This is a genomic window from Spirosoma liriopis (assembly GCF_023196085.1).
Lineage (GTDB): Bacteria > Bacteroidota > Bacteroidia > Cytophagales > Spirosomataceae > Spirosoma > Spirosoma oryzicola.
Genome location: NZ_JALPRF010000002.1, coordinates 1,600,385 through 1,619,726 on the forward strand (window position 1 = coordinate 1,600,385; position 19,342 = coordinate 1,619,726).

A 19,342-nucleotide genomic window follows, 5' to 3' on the forward strand; every position below is an offset into this window, starting at 1 on the left:
AAAATGAACCGTTCGTTGCGTTGTTCCGGGGAAAAAGTGGGAAGAAGCCTGATAAAATTGTCAGTAGGGAAGCATCAACCACAATCGAGCCTCCTCCGTGTCGGTGAAATAGCGGCTTGTCAGCGCATCGTTCAGCGTTGTGGACGCGCGTAGTATTAAATCTGCTCCTAACTTTCCAAACTGGTTGGCATCATTCAGGACAACGGCTATCCGAACGTTATGCTGTAGCAACACGACGGCTTTCGGTAACCAGTGCTGGATAAACCACTGGATGTCGGTGGGGTTAAACATACGTAGCTGCCGAAGGTCGATCAGCCAGCGTTTGATCTGGTGATGTCTGGCCAGCGATAGGGTAAGCTGCGAACCCTGCCGAAAGCTTTCGCCGGAGGGGATATTCACCCACTGTTGCTGTAATAAATGCACCCCACATTCGACTACGATTGTGAGGTGCTCATTCTGGTAGGATTTCATGGGGCTGCGGCAAAAGTCAGCTAACGGATCGGGGAGGCCACAAACACGACGTCTTTTTCTGAAAATGCGCGTTGCAGTTCGACTTCGGCAAACCGGTAGGCGTACATGTATTTATCGTTGTTATCGTGGATAAGCCCCATATCTTCGAGTTGCACCACATTGTTCCAGATGCGTTGCAGACTGCCGTAAAACTCGTCATCTGACTGCGAGAGGAGGGATTGCAGGGATTGCGCAGAGGGCGTATTTCGGTTGGCTTCCTGGTTGATGGATGGACGTTGCATCTTCTGGCTTATTCAGTTTGGCCGCTGTTTCTCGGTTTAAGAAGTAACGTACATCTTTCGCATCTGATATGGGTTTTTGAGAGGGCTAGGCTGCTTTTAAGGTCTTTTAACGATCCCGCAGTCGTTGAAAAAAGTGCTGCCTCGTCGCCGTAAGCTGTGGTCGTAGCGTACAGCGACGATGGCAACCGATTAACACGCTGCTTGTAAGAATGAATACGTGAATGGACGAAGGCCCGTTGCAATGATCAACGCATGTGTCGAGAAAGAGCCGAATTGTAGCGACATTTAGTTTTTGGTACCTGCCGGAGACCCACCTCCGCTGTCGCCACCGCCTTCGCCTTTTACATCGTCGTTATTGACCGACCGGCCTTTTTTACGAGGGGCTTCGAACGTCATTTTGCCAATACGATACGTAAACGTCACTTTTACGTTCCGGTTGATTAACCGCATAACGCTTACCTGCGACAGTTGTGGTGAATTAAACTCCGAACGCATCTGAACACCTTGCCCCGCAAAGTTTTCGGCGGCCAGACCAATACTGCCCCGCTTATTGTTCATGTCTTTTCGGATACCGAGCGAGTACATGTACATACTCCCCATCTGACCCTGTAGCTGCGGCATCGGCCCCCGAAAGAAACTGAATACCTGAGCGCTCCATCCTTTATTTAGTTGAAGCTGACTCATTAGTCGCCCGCCCAGGCTGAAACCCGTATTCGTGATCGTAACGGATTTACCGTCGGCGTCCTGCGCCATGCCCTGCATGTACATGTAGTAACCGTCGAAACCACCGTTTACGCTCCATTTGGGGGTGATGTTGACGTTGGCAAATACGTTGGCACCGGTTGTGCGCTGAATGCCGATGTTCTGAAAGGTCGTGATGATTGCACCGGCCAGCGTGTCCGACGGCAGACGAATCTGCGTGATGGCGTTGTTGGTCAACCGACCGAACAGGGCCACATTTAGGTAGGTCTTCCTGATATTTGTACCCATACTTAGCTCCATATTGTCGGTTAGTTCAGGACTGAGCAAGGGATTCCCGACCATGATATTCTGGGGGTTAGCTGCGTTGAAGTTGGGGTTCAACTGTTGCAGACCGGGACGTTGGATTCGCCGGTTGTAGCCCGCTTTGAGCGTCGTTCCCTTGACGGTTTTGGATACGTTGACGCTCGGTACCAGATTGCTGTAGGCCGGAATCGGTAAGGCTACATTCTCACCTGTTTTGGCCGTAATACTGGTGTGCTCGTAGCGGGTACCTACCTTAAACGAATATTTATTTCGGGTGACAAAGGTGTACGACACATAACCCGCGCCAATCATTTGCTGGTAGTTGAGCGAACCCGCCGGATTGTTCGGGTCAAGGATAAACCGGTCCGACGAGCCGGTAGCTACCTGGTATTCATAGTTGCTGTTTACCTGCCGCATAATTCCTTTTGCGCCAAATTCGAGCAGCTGACTTTTCCCGATCGGGGTTTGGTAATCGGTCTGAACCGTCGTTTCCTGATTAACGTTGCCGTTTATGTTGCGCTGCCGATTGGTTAATTCACCCGCTTGGCCAAACAAGTCGGCGTAGAAGTTATTGGTCAGGTTAGTACGGCTGTATTGCGTTGAGACCGACCATTCCTGTTGAGGCTTAAACTGCCGGACGTAATCCACGTTCATGTCTACGGTGTTCGACAGATCTTTGCGATCTACGTTGCGGTTCGTTATTCCCGTCAGGATGCCATCGGTAAACAGATTCGTCAACTGATTTTGCTCCTGTACGAAATTGCGCGTACCGTACCGAATGTTGGCCGTCAGGGATTGATTCTTCGCAATGTCGTAATCAAAGCCCAGCGTGTACTGACCAAACAAAGGCTTATCATAAGCGGAGGCTTCCTGATTGGAGCGAATCGACCGGCCATCAACAACCGTTGTCTGGTTCAGGCTCGATGTTGCCCGGTTGTACATAGCTCGCCCGAAGCCGCTTAAACTAATGCCTAACTTTCCCTGTCTGTACGAGCCGTTCAGTCCCAGGTTTGAGCCACGAATGCCCGCACCTGCATCGACGTTAAGTGTAAGACCGTGTAGCGTATTTTTCTTCGTTACGATGTTGATGATACCACCTGCTCCTTCGGCGTCGTATTTGGCGGAGGGCGATGTAATCACTTCCACCGTTTTGATCATGTCGGCGGGTAATTGCTTTAAGGCATCGGCTACGCTGCTGGCGACAATGGTACTGGGCTTGTTGTTGATGAGCACCCGAATGTTCTGACTACCCCGTAGCGATACATTGCCGTCGAGATCAACCGATAACATCGGGACTTTTTTGAGAATATCGGTTGCGTCGCCCCCTTTAGCGGTCAGGTCTTTTTCTGCGTTATAGACGAGCCGATCCACCTTTTCTTCCAATAGCGCTTTCTGACCAACAACCTCTACTTCACCAAGCGTCTTGGTGTCGGCGGGTAAGGCCACCGATCCTACGTTGAGGTCAGATCCTCGCTTTACGGATAGGAGTGCCGATTCAATCGATTTGTAGCCAATGAATGAGTATTGAAGCCGGTAGTCGCCGGGAGCCAGTTTCGTGAGCGCGAAATGTCCTTTGTCATCGCTGGTTGTCCCGTCAATGGGTTTGCCGGTTTTGGCGTTCAGCAGCGCAACGGTGGCATACTCAACGGGTTTATTGGTAACGGAGTCTAGCAGAATTCCCGAGATTTTGCCATTACCCCGTGGCTGTTGAGCATCGGTTGCATTGTCGTCGCTCCCAAACGTCTTTCGCTGGCGTTCTTCCTGATTGCCAAACCCGCCACCGGGCGGAGGACCGCCTGGCCCTGGCCCCATTTGAGCCAGACTCAGGGAAGAGATTAATAAGCCGGTACAAACCAGAAGAAGGTGAGTGTAAGTGCGCAACATGCTTGTTTTCGTTATCAACAAGACAAAAAAAGCAAGCAATCGAAGCAGCTAAAAACGAGTGCCGAGACAGACCCAAAATGTGCCGACGAAGAAGAGGTAAGAACCGGTTTTGGTAAAAACACAACGGTCAGCAACTGTAAAGCTTGCTGACCGTTGATAAGTAAAAAACCTTGGCGCTTACAAACCCGACGTCAGATACAACTGTACCTTCATCTGATCGTTTGGCCGCTGCTGGTTGCCTAACGTGACTCGCTGAATCAGGTTTTGCAGCGATAAGCCGTTTTGAGGATCAGGGGAAAACGTCAATAATAAGGGTCGGTTCGGTACTCTACCTCGAATCAACTGATTCATATAGTATGTTACGTCGAACGTATATGTATCATTCAACGTCAACTGGCTCTGGTCGTAAATGTAGTTGGCCGTGGCTGCTGCCAGTCCCGAAGCCGCTCCGGGAACGGCTGTAATAATCTCATTCTGGCTGTTTATTTCGTATAAAGCCAGTGTCGTGAACGGAGCCGTATTATCGCGCAGGCTATTGCGAACCGGACTAACAACCAGAACGGCACTATTGATGCCTGCATAGTTGGCGGGTAGCGCAAACTGGTTAATATACGGGAGTTCAATACGCGTCTGCAAACCGGCTCCCCAGGAGATAAACGAGGTGTTATCGGTTAAACGACTGCTTACCGCATCCGAGCGACTGCGCAGGGCGCTAAGTGGCGTTCCTGTACGATTATTACTCAACTGGGTGAAATAGACCGAGTTCGTCGTAAACAAAATGTTTTGACTGGCTGGAGCCGTTCCTGTGGATGTTGGTTCCGTGGAGTGGTAATAAAGCCGAATACCGGTAGCTGCGGAATTCCGGGAGTTAAGAATACCTCTGAAACAGTTCGTAGTTGACGGAGTGACAAACGCAAACCCTGGTATATAATTTGCCAAAGTTGTCTCGTCATTTATCTCGCCTGAAACTATTTTAGAATAAAACGATTGAGCCAATGCATCCGGAAAGCGAAGCCGAATGACGGGAGTACCCGTTACGGATTGCGGGCCAATCGTTGTCTGCAAAAAAGGCTTGGTTTCGTAATCGGCAGTACTGGTAGTGTAATACGTTCGTTCACTGACAAGCGGTCGGGTCAACCGATGAACATTTAATGCAAAGGTATTCGTCGTATCGCCGTAGGTAAAAGCAACACCAAGTTCCAACACCACGGAATCCAGCTGAATATTCGTTAGTGAAGCCAGCGAATTGGATACGTAGTTCAGCGAGGCAAAGCTCTTCGCTGTCATCTGCCCCGTTTGAGCGTCCGTCCACTGACCTACGACAAGCGCCCCGCTGCTAGACGTAGCAAAAGAATCCACCCTCAGTACGGTAGAGGCCTGAACCGTTATCGTATCAATAGGTTGAACCAATAATCCCTGTGGATTAATGACCGACTGCCCAACGTTAAGATCACCTGATTGGCAGGCAACAACTATAAAACCGGTCAGCAGCAGCAAACCGGCGTACCAAAGAGTACGCATCATAAAAATCAGGGAATGTTAACGCCTAACTGGCGCAATTCGTCATGAGTAAGAGTTGGCAGCTCTTTGTCTCGTTCTAACTTCTCGACGGCTCGTTCGCCAACCCGCCGAGCTTGGTCTTCGTTGGCAAAGCCAACCATACCAGGAACGCCCGGTATGGTTGGCTGATGAATGAATGCTTTGCCGTTGTTCACTATGTCATACCCCCAGCCATTCGGTGCTTTGAACACCTCAACTCGATAATGAGGCTGGCGGCTGTAAAATAGATATCCGGTTATCAAGGCCAGACCCAGTATAATCAACAGTAATCCTGTACGAATGAACCCTGAACGAGGGGTTCGTTGCTGTGATCGGCTTGGCTTCGCTGTGGACATTGATTATTCCGTGACCTGCGCTATCGTTGGATCGAACTCCCACAGATCGTCATAACGACCCGTACCAATACCACCCGTAGTTACATAGCCTTTTCCGCCGATTGCAAAGCCAACTGCGTTAACACGCGTAGCGCCTTCGAAGTTGCCCAGTGTAGTCCAGCTGTCACTTGCCGGGTTGTATTGCCAAACCGTTGTACTATTTGGATCACCCGTTGTGATGTAGCCAAGATTGTTGATTGCAAAACCCACCGCAGAACTCCGGGGAAGCGTCGATTGATCGGTCGAGAACTGCGCTTTTTCTACCCAGGCATCCTGAGCCGGATCATACGCGTACCAATCACGCTGAGCCGTATTGTTGTTGTTGCCTGTGCCGACATACGCCAGTCCGTTAAGCACGATCGCAACCGCGCCTTGCCGTTTTTCACCGCTGTAGCTGGTAACTTTCGTCCAGGTGTTCTTCGATGGATCAAACGACCAGAAATCTTTCAGGTAGTTGCCGTCAAAGCCAGTACCGATATACCCTTTGTTGCCAACGGCGAAGGCAACCGCCTGCTGACGCGCTGTTCCGCCAAAGTCAGCGGCTTTTTTCCAGGCGTTCGAGGCCTGATCGTATTCCCAGAAATCTTTCAGCCGCACACTGTTTGCGTCAATACCTGTACCAACATATCCTTTGGCACCAATAGAGAAGCCTACCGCGTACACACGACCAACGCCACCAAAGTCAGCGATTTGCGCCCAGCTGTTCTTCGTCTGGTCGTAAGCCCAGAAATCCTTCAGACGGTTGTTCGACGCATCAAAGCCGGTTCCTACGTAGCCAAAGTTACCGATAACAAAACCGGTAGCCGCCGAGCGAGCAGGTCCTTCGAGCGACGAACGTGTTCTCCAGTCACCCAATGTAGTAGCTGGATCTGAGCTGCCACAACCAACGAGCGCACCAGCCCAACCTATACAAACAAGTCCTAATGCCCAGTTGATGAGCTGCGAGCGACGGTGAGTTTTAGTATCCTGATCTGCTTGTGGAAGGGAAGTCGTTTGGGATTTAGACTTCGGCAGAAACCCAGTTGCCGAACGAAATCGGTTTGGTAAATTAATCATGAAAGATAGCGTAAACGAAAGAACTGAACCGTAAAATTATACCAATTTGAGTTAAGTACGATGCTTTTGAGCTAATGACCAAGCTAAAGCGATGAAACAGAAGATACCGACGCGTTGTCAATAAATTGTCTTCTTATGCTGCTTCGTGTGGGTTAATGACTCAATTGCGTTTTGCAAAATTACGCCAAACTAGTCTTACTTACTAACGAGTCCGATTCATAAAAATTCTTAATTATCACGGAGTAATGGAAACTTTGGCGGCAAAATCACCCTGTTAACGCATTCAAGCGCGTCCTGGTACGTCTATACAGACCTATCAGGACGCGCTTGGCGAGGGGTGTATTTTACAAACTGAAATGCTTTAGCGGGCGGATCATCTGGCTACCCCCTGCTTTACGCTGAATCGAGGAACCAAGTGCTTTAAGCGAGTTCTGGGTAGCGCCCACCCGACTGCTAGCAACTGTGCCCGTAATCTGACCAATGGCTGTGCCCAGCAGCGCATCGCGGGTGTCACCGAGCGGATACAGCGTGATCGGTTCTTCGACTTCAACCGACGGTTTAAAACCCGTTGCGTAGTCGGATTGTCCCAGGCTATTGTATGATTTAAACACAATCGGCTGCATACCCCACTTGATCTTGCCCGAATCGTCGGTGATTGTAATGGAGCCAACATTCTTGCCATAGGTCGTCGTACCAATCGTCGTAACAGTCATGTAAGGGCGAAGGCCGTTGATAATCAGTTCGCTGGCTGAAGCGGTGTGGTCGGTCGTCAGCACAAATACGCGTGAAAGGTTACCTCCGATATTTTGCGCTTTTGTGCTGAATTTTTGCAGGAAGAAATCGCTGCCGTATTCTTTCTGCAAGTAAGGCGTAAGCGTTGCATTCCACTCTTCCCGGAAATAAAGCTTGCTGGCATCGACACCTTTTCCGATGAGGCTGGCCAGGTTAGCTGACGACGACGTATAACCGCCGGGATTGTAGCGGAGATCAAGTACCAACTCGTTCACACCCTTCGATTTGAACTTGCTGAAAATGGCATCTACCTGGTTGTCATATTCCGTTCCCTGACTGCCGTTCGGAGCAGGAACAAACTGATTGTAAACCAGATAGCCAATGGTTTTGCTGCCGATGGTGTAGACCGAGTCCAGAAATACCGGATTCTCCTGATACACCGCCGTATTGACCGTTTTTGTTACATCGGTATCGACCAGCGACTGGTTGTTAAGCTGCGCCAAGCCATACGTATACGTCGATGCATCACTGAATAGTAACGACTCGTAGTTGGTCGTTGTAATCGATTGCCCGTTCACTTTGCTGATAATGTCACCGCGCTTCAAACCCGCCTGGGCCGCCGGCGAGTTAGGCAGCACGTAGAGCACCTGAGCAATGACATCCGTAGAGCCGGAAGAACGTAGGTAAAGTGTGAACTCCATACCGGTGGTTTTGGTCTGGCCGCTTAAGGAAGCTGTCAGGTCATCGGCACTTTCCTGAATCCAGGAAAACCGGTCGCCATCGGGCCGCAGCGTCTCGTCAAACTTGTAAAGAATCGAATCAAAAAAGTCGGATGGAGACAGCGTTGTGTCGGGATTCGCGGGAATTTTATCGTTCCAGTAATACACATCGCGCATGTTTTCCAGAATCCAGTTGTCTACAGTGCCGTTCTGGTTTGAGGTGGCTGCCGTTTTTGGGCTGACATCGTCTGCTTCTTTGTGACACGACGACAAGGTTAATAGGAAACCGGCCAGTAGCCACAAACCGGATTTCTGCCAAACAGGCTGATTATTAAATACGTTGATCATAACAAAAGTTATCGACTAAGTCTGTATGATAAGATGACTAGTAGCATTCTTCTGTATTCAAGTACGTTGGTACCCGCCGGTTTGTTGCAGGCTGGTGTTAAGTGTCGGCATATAGCGAATTGTGCCGACGAAACCCATCACAGTGTCAACGAGTTAAGAAATAGGTATAATGACTTTTTAATTTCGCTGAATGTCTCTATATAATGGAGTTACGTCGTCAGATGACCTGACCGTAACTCGGCTTGCTGGTGAAGTTGTGTATTTTGCTGCCGTATGAAGTTCATCGAGCGTTATCAGGTTTGGTTGCATATAATCGGCTGGGCAGTCTTTATCGGACTTCCTTTCCTGACGTTACCCGATTTTGTCTGGAATAGACAGGACCTGATCAGCATTGGCATGGCTCAGCTTTTGACCAGTGCCTTCATTATCACGTTCTTTTACATCAACCTGCGTACGCTAACGCCAAGGTTGCTTCGGGATCAGGATACCAAACCGTTTCTGGTTGTGCTGATGGGTATGCTATTGACCGTCGTTCTGGTAAAACTGGCCTGTTATTATCTGTTCCCGCCTTCTTTTGTGACGAAAGATCCGAACGCCGAAGTGCGCGCGCACGGCCCTAAGACGCCCTGGCCTTTTATGCTTAGTACAAGCATTTCGTTTAGTTTCGCTATCTTGGTTAGCTCATTGATGGCGGTTTTCCGCTATCATGCCAAAGCCCGTGAAGAACAGCAGCAGACGGTGCTGGAAAAGGTTTCGGCTGAACTGGCGATGCTTAAATTACAGGTTAGCCCGCACTTTCTGTTCAATACGCTGAACAACATCCGGTGGCTGGCGCGGCAGAAATCGGATCAGACTGAAGTGGCCGTAGTCGCTTTGGCGCAGCTTCTGCGCTACATGATTTATCAGGCCCGGCAGGACAGGGTGCCGTTACGTCAGGAGGTACAGCATCTTCAGCACTACATTGATCTGCAAAAGATGCGTTTGACGGACAATCACTCGGTTACGTTTAATTGTGAGGGGAATGTTGATGCGTACTCAATTGAGCCGTTGCTGTTCATCCCGTTTGTCGAAAATGCTTTCAAGCACGGTTTTCATGGTCAGAAAGCGGGTTACATTCAGATTGACTTACGGGTGACGGGCGACAAACTGATATTCTGCACCGAAAACCCGGCGGACGCTTCAACCGTGACCGTCGAACCACTGACGCAACCGGGCGAAGATTCAGGAATCGGTATTGTTAATATAAAACAACGCTTAGCATTGCATTATCCCGGACACCATACGCTACAGCTGGCCCATGAACAGAACGTGTTTCGGGTTGTTTTGACCTTAGATCTTCACCATGAGAAAGTTGCGTTGCATCGCTATTGACGATGAGCCGTTTGCGCTGGAAATTCTGGCCGATGACATCCGAAAAGTACCTTTCCTTGACCTGGTGGGGCAGTTCGCCAGTCCGCTCGACGCTTGGGCGGTGTTGCAGGCCGAATCGAATCAGTCCAAAGAGTCGAATCCGTCTGATGCTGGCTCCGTCGATCTGCTATTTTTAGACATTCAGATGCCGACGCTGACGGGTATTCAGTTTCTGCGCACACTCCCGCGCCCGCCAATGGTGATCTTAACAACGGCCTATGAGCAATATGCCCTGGAAGGGTACGAGTTGTCGGTTGTCGATTATTTGCTCAAACCAATTCCGTTCGAGCGGTTTCTGAAAGCGGTCAATAAAGCGTATGAACTCTTCAAACTGCGCCAGCCCGACTCGTCGGTACTGATGCCTATACCAGCAGCTAGTCCGGTGAGTGTCTCGCCCGAGCGAACGCACTTTTTTATTTTTTCCGAATACCGGGAGATCAAAATAGTCTACGATGACGTGCTTTACATCGAGGGGCTAGGGGATTACGTGAAAATCTACGTCACTTCGCAGTCCAAGCCTTACCTGAGTCGATTGACGCTTAAGGCAATCGAAGCTAAACTTCCCGTCGAGGACTTTTGTCGGGTACATAAATCATTCATCGTGCCCTTGGCAAAGATCAGTTCATTCCAGCGGACCAAGCTATTCATCGATAAGCAGGAAATTCCCGTTGGCAGCAGTTACGTCGATGAGTTCGAACGGAAATACCGGGCGGACTAAATGCATTGGTTCGTTGGCAACCAACTGGGCCGGTAGCCAGTCCGATAGTTACACCCGTCAGGCGATCAGGTGCCTTACCAGTTGGTTGCCGTGAACGTAGTTTTACAAACTGTTCACCAATTTACTTAATACATAATAGTTTGCGTCAGGGGTCAATGTTGTTGCGCCTTTAGCGGGTAGGGTTTTCCACTGCGCAGTTGGCGTCAGCTGCTTATATGGTCCTGCTTCGTCCAGACACACACGCACAGGCATGGCAAAACCCGCCACGCAATTGGTCCAGCGATACTGAAGTCCACCAGCTACCGGACGATATTCAAGCACGGGAATCCGGGTATCGCGCAGGTATTGATCGAACACCGGCTTGAGGTTGATACCCGTCTGCTGACTCATGAAATCCTCGATCTGCTTGGTCGTAACAGTCTGATGGTAAAACGTTTTGTTCATGCCTCGCAGGAGCTGCCGCCATTTGTCATCGTCATTAGCGAGCTGCCGAATGGTATGCAGCATGTTGCCACCTTTGTAGTACATATCGCCCGAGCCGCTGTGGTTGACGTTGTACGTGCCGATGATAGGCCGGTCGTTGCGAATATTGTCGCGGCAGCCGATTACATACTGAGCGCCCGCATCTTTGCCGTAATAGTATTCGGTAAACAGATTCTCGGAATAGTTCGTAAAACTCTCGTGAATCCACATGTCGGCTACGTCCTTGTAAGTAATGTTATTGGCGAACCATTCGTGACCTGATTCGTGGACGATGATAAAATCCCAGAGAAGGCCCCAACCCGTTTTAGACAAATCTCGGCCTAGATAACCATTGCGGAATTTGTTACCGTACGTCACCGAACTTTGGTGCTCCATACCCAGATAAGGCGTCTGTACCAGTTTATAGCCATCCTCGTAGAACGGGTATGGTCCGAACCAGTATTCAAACGCTTTCATCATCTTCTCGACCTGTTTGAACTGCCTGCGGGCTGAATCCACGTCGTCGCGCAGGGCGTAGAAATCAATTGAAAGCGGGCCTTTTTCGCCCGCGTACTGCTCGCCCCAGTGTTCGTATTTGCCGATGTTCAGATTGACGCCGTAGTTGTTAATTGGGTTAGTCACGTACCAGTCAAACGTCTGGGTATGATCTGTGTTCGTGGTTACTTTCCGCAGCCGTCCGTTCGAAACGTCGGTTAAGCCTTCGGGAACTGTCACGCTGATAGCCATCGAATCGGGTTCATCGTACATATGATCTTTGCAGGGCCACCAGGCGCTGGCTCCCAATCCCTGACAAGCTGTTGCAATAAACCAGTTGCCTGATTTGTCCCGCGACCACACCATGCCACCATCCCAGGGTGGGCGCTTGGCTACGCGTGGTTTTCCGGCGTAATAGACCGTTACTGATTCGGTCTGACCGGGTTGCTGTAGCTTGGTCAAGCTAACGAAATACGCATTGCCATCCTGCCGAAATTTAAGCGACTCGCCGTCCTGTTCCACTTTAACGACCCGTAAAGGCCGTTGCAAATCAACCTGCATGGATTGGCCCGCTTTCAGAACGCGGTAGCGAATGGTTGTCGAACCGCTGAGCGTGCTATCGGTTGGCTGGACGCGTACCTTGAGGTGGTAATAAGTCAGATCCCACCAGGCCCGTTCGGGCGTGATTGAGCCGCGCAACGTGTCGTCGTGCGTGAATTCGTACGTTTGCGCCGATGCGAGTAGCGGTAGCGCCATAAACAGCAAAATTAGTTTTAACCGGCTCATAGATAAGCACTCATCGAGGGCCCGGAGGGCAGTGTTGCAATAGGTAATTGGTGTACAGCGTGCGCAGATGCTGCGAGGTGCCCGGTCCTTCCGAAATACTGTGTGTTCGGTTTGGATAAGGCATCACCTGAAACTGCTTGTTGTGTTTAACCAGTTCGTTGATCAGTACTTCCGCATTGGAGTAGTGTACGTTATCGTCACCGGTGCCGTGAATATACAGTAGGTTGCCCTTCAGGTTCTTAGCGTAGGTGATGGGCGAACCCGCCACGAAATCCTCGCGATTTTCCTGCGGCAAACCCATGTAGCGTTCCTGGTAAATATTGTCGTAAAACAGCTGGTTGCCAACGGCGGCAATGGAAATACCGGTTTTATAAATGTCGGGATATTGGAACAGCAAGTGCAGCGTCGTAGAACCACCACCGCTCCAGCCCCAAACCGCCACGCGGCTTGTATCGAGATACGCGTGTTGAGAGAATAGCTTTTTAGCGCCCATCGCCTGATCGCGGACGTTGATGCGACCGATCTGCCGGTAAATGGCTTTCCGCCAGGCAGCCCCTTTCAGGTTCGGGGTTCCTCGGTTGTCGAGCGCTACGTACACATAACCCGCTTTGGCCATATCGCCCGCAAACAGATTATTCATGCCAACCGAAAAAACATCGTTGACCGTGCTGCTGGCCGGTTCGCCGTACACGTGAAAAACAACGGGGTATTTTTTGGTGCTGTCAAAATCGGTAGGTTTTGCCATCCAGCCGTCCAGCGTGATACCGTCGTCGGTCGTTACTTTAAAAAAGCTGACGTTCGGTTTGGCAACGGGTTTGCTGCGAGCGGCAATGCTTTCGGCTTCGTTTACGGGTTTATGGTCGGGCAGGCTAATCCATTCGCGGGCCGGTAGCGTCTGATAGTTCGTGAACGTGTGCATGGCCAGTCGGCCATTGGGCGAAATCGTGTAACCGTGTGTGCCTGCCAGTCCCGCCGGGGTAACGCGCTCGGCTTTACCTTTACCGTCGAGCCGGGTGCGGTACAGGTACCGCTGGTTCGTATTTTGGGGCGAGGCAATGAAGTAAATCTGGTTTGTTGCTTCGTCGATGTGGTTGATGGACGCGATGTCGTACGAACCGGGCGTGAGCAGTACTTCCTGCTTGCCGTCGGCGCTGACACGGTAGATATGCCGCCAGCCATCTTTTTCGGATACCCAGACGAACGCCTTTCCACCATTAAGCCATTCCCAGCCCGCCGGACCGCTCGGACTCCATCGGTCTTTCCCGTCGATCCAGGCTTTGTCGGTTTCGGTCGCAATAAGGTTCGCGGAGCCGTTGCTTGGATTGCAGATAAACAACTTGCTTTCGTTCTGCTTCCGGTTCAACTGCTGTACAATCACTGCGTCGGTTGTTGGAAACCATTCCATTCGGACAAGGTAATGCTGCTGTGGATCTCCCGGAATGGTAAGCCAGTTCGTGGCTCCACCCGTTGCGGCCACGATACCGATGCGGGCAGGGGAGGGACTCTCGCCAACTTTTGGGTACTCCACCGGAATCACGTACGAATAAATTGAATCCGTCGTGTTGAGCATGAGGTAATCCCGGATTTTGGTCGCATCGACCTGCCAGTAGGCAATGCGTTTGCTGTCGGGACTCCACCGGAATCCGTCGCGGCAATCAAATTCTTCTTCGTAGGCCCAGTCAAATGTACCGTTGATGCGTTTACGAGTGCCGTCGGTCGTGAGTTGGGTGCGTTGCCCGGTCGCTACATCCTCTGCGTACAGATTATGCTCACTGACGTAAGCTACTTTCTTACCGTCGGGGGAGAATTTTGCGTACATCAGCGACTGCGCCGGTAAAGCCGAAGCCCCGGAACCAGCTCCCAACTGTCGTTGCTGACCGGTTTTTCGGTCGATAAGATAGTAATCACCCCGCGTGTTGTAACGCCAGACACGGGCTGTATTGGTGAAAATTAGAAGCTGGCTGCTGTCGGGTGTGAACGCAAAATCGACAACGTCGAGCTGCCGATTAGAAACGGGTACTTGAAATTTGTCTTTGGTAAGTAGCGTCGTCTTTCGACCCGTACGAATATCCGTTGCCACTAAGTTTCCCTGATCCAGAGAAGCGTAGGCATTGCCATCTGCCGACCAGTGCGTTTGGCGACCGGGAACCTGAGCAAGCGTAAGCGTGAGCGAAAAACCAAGCCACGCGGTCAACAAAGCATGGCGGACTGACAAGGGTGATGAAGTCACAAAAATGTAGCTAGTTTCGGTTAGTTAGTAAAGTTACATTAAATTTAGTCGACTACCAGCAGCCGGGCTTTATTCAACGACAACCGCTGTCCCGTTGGCACTGACCATAAGCATAGCGCCGTTAGAGCCGATGGTTTGATAATCGAGGTCAACGCCAATGATGGCATTAGCTCCGAGTCGGGTAGCCTGATCGATCAATTCTTTCAGAGCAATGCTTTTGGCTTCGCGCAATGCCTGCACATAAGCCCCGGAATGCCCGCCAACGACATCCTTAATGGTAGTGAAAAAATCTTTGACGAGGTTAGCGCCGATGATGGCTTCCCCGTTGACCAGACCGACGTATTTTACAATGCGTTTGCCTTCGATATTCGATGTAGTGGTTATGAGCATGGAAAGGAGCTGGAGAGATTAATAGAGCGTAAAGGTATGCACTTGTCTGCTTTATGGAAGTATTCGTTGATACCGATTGTGGTGTCGGTTTCTCAAAACCGACACCACAATCGGTATCAACGACAATTTTTTACTCATTCGCAACGGTATCATTACCGACTAATTTCCAGGTGTTGTCGAAGAAACCGGCCAGTTTGACGCCTTTGCTACCTTCGCGGAGCATGTCCAGGCTGAAAATCATGAAATCGGGGAAGCCGCTGGCACCCGCAAAGTACTGGTTGGCGGAAGCTGCTTTCATGCCTTTGAGACCCGTTCCACCAATGACGGCTACCGAGGCTACCGGCGACCCTTTAATTGGCCACACGAAATAACCCGCCAGATCGTCGCCTTTCCAACTCTGGCTACCTGCCCGAATTGCATTGCGCTCCACCTGAACCGGGCAGTCGCTAAGCAGCACTTTCCAGGCGGCATTCGTAGTAGCATTACCAAACAAAACAACACCTCGGTCCGCGTATTTTTGCAGCGAGAATTCTTTGTCCGCAATGACGTCTACGGCTCCGTTACCCCGGTAATACCAGGTTTCGGCATCGTAGCGGGCTTTTTGCAAGCTCCACTCGTTTTCTTCTTTGGTGCCAATCGTGCTGTAGACAAACACCATCCGGTTTCTGAATGCATCTTTGAATGTTCCGTACCGATGTGGCCCTTTCTGCGACTTGTCGGGTTCGGTGGCTACGATCCATTTGTCATTTTCCCGGCGCAGGAACAGGCTATCGCTTGTGCCTTTTGTTGTGTAAGCTACAGGAGACTGTCCATCCAGCGTGATCGCTACGTTGGTGTTCGCGTTGAAATCCGTGAGCTTAAGTTTTAGCAGTTGAACGTTTTCAGTCGTTCCCGAAATCGCCTGTTTTGCCCGGTTCAGCTTGATCCGGCTGTACTGCAACGGCTGGTTCTGCTGCTCGATAGAAGCCCAGTAATACGAAGACGAGATGCCGGGGTTCGACGTCATGAAATCAATCGCGTTGACCGTTGAATCGGCTGGCCGCTGGTGCCACTTGAAAAAGTCGAACAGAGGTTTCCAGTCTACGCTTTGATCGCCAAACCAGTGTTCTCCGTTCGGGTATTCGTAATAGCTCAAATCCGAATGAAACGTGCCCAGCAGTTTACGCATCTGTCGGGCGTAGGTTACAGGAACCGTCCGGTCGGCGTCGCCATGCAGTACATAAACGCCCAGCGGTTTGTAGTTGCTTACCAGTTTCAGGACATCGCTCTGATTGCCAGATCGTAGCAAGACGCGCTCCATCGGGTTGTTGCTGCTATCGGGAATAACCCCGTCGGCGGAACCGTATTCTTTCAGGGTCGGATAGCCCGCGCAGGGCGCAATAGCCGCCCACTTGTCGGGATAGGTCACACCCAGAAACCACGTACCATGACCACCCATTGAGTGACCCGTTAGGTAAACATGCTGCGGATCGGGTTTAAAGCGATTTTTACCGATGCTCAGGACTTCCAGCGCATCGAGACGGCCCCAATCTTCCCAGTTGAAACCGCGAGGACGGCGGTTGGTAGCGGCTACCAGCGTGCCCCAATCTTTTGGTTTGTAGGCTTTTGCCTGGCCGATGGCTTCAACGCCCGCACCGTGTACGGACAGAAATAAAGCGGCATTAGCTGTGTTCGTCGCAGACTGTGGCGTCACGGCGTAGTATTGCAGGCTGCCGTCGATGTTGCTGATAAACGTGCTGCTGTACGATTCGCCCGGCGCAACCGCATCCAGCGTAACCTTCGATTCATCAATCGCTTTACCTTTGTTGACCAGCGTGAGCGTACAATCGTGCTTACCTTTCGTGCTCACGGCGCTTCCGTCGAATGTGAACGGCACTTTGCGCGTAGACAGGGCGGGTATGGTTGGTAAGGTGGTCAGTACTTCTTTGCCGGCCAATTTACTGCGTAGCTGCAAACCAGTTAGTGCCTGATTGGACGTGTTGACGACGACAACGGCACCCTGCAAGCCCGCATTCTGACCGCTGACGACAAGGCTCGGCAGGGTTGGATCGTCCGTGAGAAGCGAAACGGGTTTTTCGGGAAACGTCAGATTCGCGATGATCATCATACCGCGAACGTAAAATTCGTTCAGCCCTTTTTTGAGTTTAACGGGCAACGACAGATAGCCCATGCTGTACGCGTCGCCCATGTGTAGTTCGCCATTGACGTACACGTTGCTGTTGCCTTTGATATTCAGCAAAGCCGTTTGTTCGTTGGGCGACGAGTAAGTCAGATAGATATACCCACCGCCCGTGCCGATGCCACCGCGCATACTACCGGGGGTAATGCCTGGTCCAGCTGGTCCGCCGGAGCCGAACCGGAACCCGTTACGACTTCTGAGCCGGTTCAGGCTATCAGCCGCGATGGATTGCCACTTGATTTCCTGTCCCTGCTCGGTTTTGCTAAATACCGATCCCTCGGTTGGTTGCTTGATGGTGTTGGTATACAACTGATACGCCAGCGGGTCCATGTAAATTGCTTCTCGCCCGTAGCGGCTACCCGTAACGGCCATGAGTCCTTTGGTGAACTGGTAAACGTTCTGCCCGGCTGGGGGAGTGGGCTTGACCTGAGCTTGCGCGGAAAAAAAAGTACTGATTACTAAACTGAGGAGACTAAGTGTCCTGTGCATGTTGAAGGAGTAGTTAATTACTAGCAGGAAGGTTAATCATGAAAGATTTTGCTTTCTTGGTTAAAACAGAGGAAAAGTTTTGCGATATGCTTCCTGAATAGCTTTTGGGCAACAATACTACCATAGCCAGCCTTATTTTACAAGACAAAGTCGTCTTTACTGGCTGCGTAGAGGAAACGCATGGGAAATTTGCTATTTAATGATTGTAAAATAAACGAAAGCGCCGGATTGTCAATCCGGCGCTTTCTCGGTACTAGAGCTACATTGGTTAAGAAAACGTGTTTATTTTTTCGCCACTTCTGGGGCCATCTCCAGTTCGACGATGGTGTCGATGGCATCGGCGCTGGGCGCTGCGTTAAGTGTCAATACTACACCGTCGGGTGATTGCGTAAATTTGACGGGGCTCTTATCCGCAAACAGTTTCGCCGAACGAATCTTTGCCGAAACAGAAGGTAACGTCAACTGCCGGTCCTGCCAGTTGAGAATGTGCACAAAAACGCGGTTACCTGCTGCCGTCGTAACACCCCAATCGCGGGCGGGTACAGGACCGCTTCGGGTTCCGTAGATCGTTTCGCCGTTTTTCTGCGTCCACTGGCCCATTTCAGCGAGCGTCTTGACAAATTCGGGCTGAATCTTACCGTTGGGCATTGGACCAACATTCAGCAAAAAATTGGCGTTGTGCCCAGCTGCTTTTACCAAGTACTGCACCAACTCTTTCGTGCTTTTGTAGCGGTTGTCCTTAATGTTGAAGCCCCAGGCTCCGTTCATGGTTTCGCAGGTTTCGAGCGGCAACTGTCCAATGATCGACTCCCCGCTGAATCCGGTTTTGTTCTGGCCCGGCAGGTCTTTTTCAAACATCTGAAAATCTTCACCAGGGAAAGGTGCAACGTGGTGGTTGTTGCCGATAAGCGTAGCGGGCTGAAGCTTATGAATCAGCGAATACGTCCGGTCGAGCTTCCAGTCGACAAGCGTTTTATGCGGACCTTTTTTGTCGTGGGCCGACTGATCCCACCAGCCATCGAACCAGATTCCGCCAATCGGGCCATAGTTGGTCAACAACTCGGTTAGTTGCGTATCCATGTACGTCAGGTACTTATCGAAGTCACCGCTTTGGGGGCGGCCCGCCGTTGTACCCGTCTGACCGCGTGGAAAGTAATCGGGATGATGCCAGTCGAGGTGCGAATGGTAGAAAAACAGTTTGATGCCCTGCGCGCGGCATTCGTCGGCGAGCGCTTTGATAACGTCTTTTTTGTAAGGCGTCCGGTCAACGATGTCATAGTCCGATACCTTTGAATCGTACATCGCAAAGCCATCGTGGTGCTTGCTTGTGATGGTAATGTACTTCATGCCCGCGTTTTTGGCCATTGCAACCCATTCTTTCGCGTCGAAAGCGGTCGGATTGAAAAAGGCCGGTAGTTTTTCGTAATCCTTGATCGGGATTTGGCGCTGGTTCATAATCCATTCGCCGTCGCCCAGGATACTATAGACACCCCAGTGAATAAACATGCCGAACTTATCGTCCTGAAACGCTTTCCGAGCGGCCAGATTATCGGCTGTCGGCTGGTAACTGTTTTGAGCGTGTGAACGGAACAGGATACCGAAACACAGTGCAATGAGAAGTAAACGCATGGAATATGCTATTTCGTTGGTGGTACGTCTGCTTTAAAAGAAACGGATTAATTCATTTTACTGTAAAGCGGGTTTTGCAGTTCATCCGGCACTTATGACGCTTCGTTAATTGGATTATACGGTT

At 50.8% G+C, this 19,342-nt stretch carries 14 protein-coding genes; 2 read left to right on the top strand and 12 right to left on the bottom strand.

Translation table 11 applies throughout. The annotated features are described in order from the left end of the window. Positions 1-60: 60 nt before the first annotated feature. The 7 genes from M0L20_RS15620 to M0L20_RS15650 form a co-directional block, all read right to left on the bottom strand. Entirely contained in the window at positions 61-471 is a 411-nt protein-coding gene (locus M0L20_RS15620) for a SpoIIAA family protein (RefSeq protein ID WP_248477860.1), read from the bottom strand. Positions 472-491: 20 nt separating this feature from the next. Further along, positions 492-752, bottom strand: coding sequence for a hypothetical protein (locus tag M0L20_RS15625; protein WP_232561849.1), 261 nt, complete (start codon positions 750-752; stop codon positions 492-494). Positions 753-1,037: 285 nt separating this feature from the next. Further along, a complete protein-coding gene (locus M0L20_RS15630; RefSeq protein WP_248477861.1) occupies positions 1,038-3,641 on the bottom strand; it encodes a TonB-dependent receptor in 2,604 nt (867 codons plus the stop codon). A 177-nt stretch (positions 3,642-3,818) separates the two neighbouring features. Then, positions 3,819-5,165, bottom strand: a complete 1,347-nt coding sequence (locus tag M0L20_RS15635; RefSeq protein WP_248477863.1) for a DUF4270 family protein — start codon at positions 5,163-5,165, stop codon at positions 3,819-3,821. Between the two features lie 5 nt (positions 5,166-5,170). After that, positions 5,171-5,536, bottom strand: a complete 366-nt coding sequence (locus M0L20_RS15640) for a DUF4907 domain-containing protein (RefSeq protein WP_232561851.1) — start codon at positions 5,534-5,536, stop codon at positions 5,171-5,173. A gap of 3 nt (positions 5,537-5,539) precedes the next feature. Continuing rightward, on the bottom strand, positions 5,540-6,631 hold the full coding sequence (locus M0L20_RS15645) for a Kelch repeat-containing protein (RefSeq protein ID WP_248477865.1): 1,092 nt from the start codon (positions 6,629-6,631) through the stop codon (positions 5,540-5,542). A gap of 344 nt (positions 6,632-6,975) precedes the next feature. Continuing rightward, positions 6,976-8,430 (bottom strand): S41 family peptidase, encoded by a 1,455-nt coding sequence (locus tag M0L20_RS15650; protein ID WP_248477866.1) that lies wholly within the window; start codon positions 8,428-8,430, stop codon positions 6,976-6,978. A 273-nt stretch (positions 8,431-8,703) separates the two neighbouring features. On the opposite strand from M0L20_RS15650, the gene M0L20_RS15655 reads away from it, so the two are divergent. Both M0L20_RS15655 and M0L20_RS15660 read left to right on the top strand, forming a co-directional pair. Continuing rightward, positions 8,704-9,801 carry a sensor histidine kinase gene (locus M0L20_RS15655; RefSeq protein ID WP_248477868.1) on the top strand — a complete coding sequence of 366 codons (1,098 nt, stop codon included), beginning with the start codon at positions 8,704-8,706 and terminating at the stop codon, positions 9,799-9,801. After that, a complete protein-coding gene (locus tag M0L20_RS15660; protein WP_248477870.1) occupies positions 9,773-10,558 on the top strand; it encodes a LytR/AlgR family response regulator transcription factor in 786 nt (261 codons plus the stop codon). Before M0L20_RS15655 ends, M0L20_RS15660 begins: the two co-directional genes overlap by 29 nt. Before the next feature lie 102 nt (positions 10,559-10,660). Here the strand turns inward: M0L20_RS15660 and M0L20_RS15665 are convergent, their stop codons facing one another. From M0L20_RS15665 to M0L20_RS15685, 5 genes are all read right to left on the bottom strand, one after another. After that, entirely contained in the window at positions 10,661-12,301 is a 1,641-nt protein-coding gene (locus M0L20_RS15665; RefSeq protein ID WP_248477872.1) for a M1 family metallopeptidase, read from the bottom strand. A gap of 10 nt (positions 12,302-12,311) precedes the next feature. After that, positions 12,312-14,531 carry a S9 family peptidase gene (locus M0L20_RS15670; RefSeq protein WP_435531831.1) on the bottom strand — a complete coding sequence of 740 codons (2,220 nt, stop codon included), beginning with the start codon at positions 14,529-14,531 and terminating at the stop codon, positions 12,312-12,314. A gap of 69 nt (positions 14,532-14,600) precedes the next feature. Then, the gene (locus M0L20_RS15675) at positions 14,601-14,921 is read right to left on the bottom strand and encodes a heavy metal-binding domain-containing protein (protein WP_232561857.1); all 321 of its coding nucleotides are present in this window, start codon (positions 14,919-14,921) and stop codon (positions 14,601-14,603) included. Between the two features lie 130 nt (positions 14,922-15,051). Next, positions 15,052-17,589, bottom strand: a complete 2,538-nt coding sequence (locus M0L20_RS15680) for a carboxylesterase family protein (protein ID WP_248477874.1) — start codon at positions 17,587-17,589, stop codon at positions 15,052-15,054. Between the two features lie 282 nt (positions 17,590-17,871). Then, positions 17,872-19,218, bottom strand: coding sequence for an alpha-L-fucosidase (locus M0L20_RS15685; RefSeq protein ID WP_248477876.1), 1,347 nt, complete (start codon positions 19,216-19,218; stop codon positions 17,872-17,874). Between the last annotated feature and the right edge of the window lie 124 nt (positions 19,219-19,342).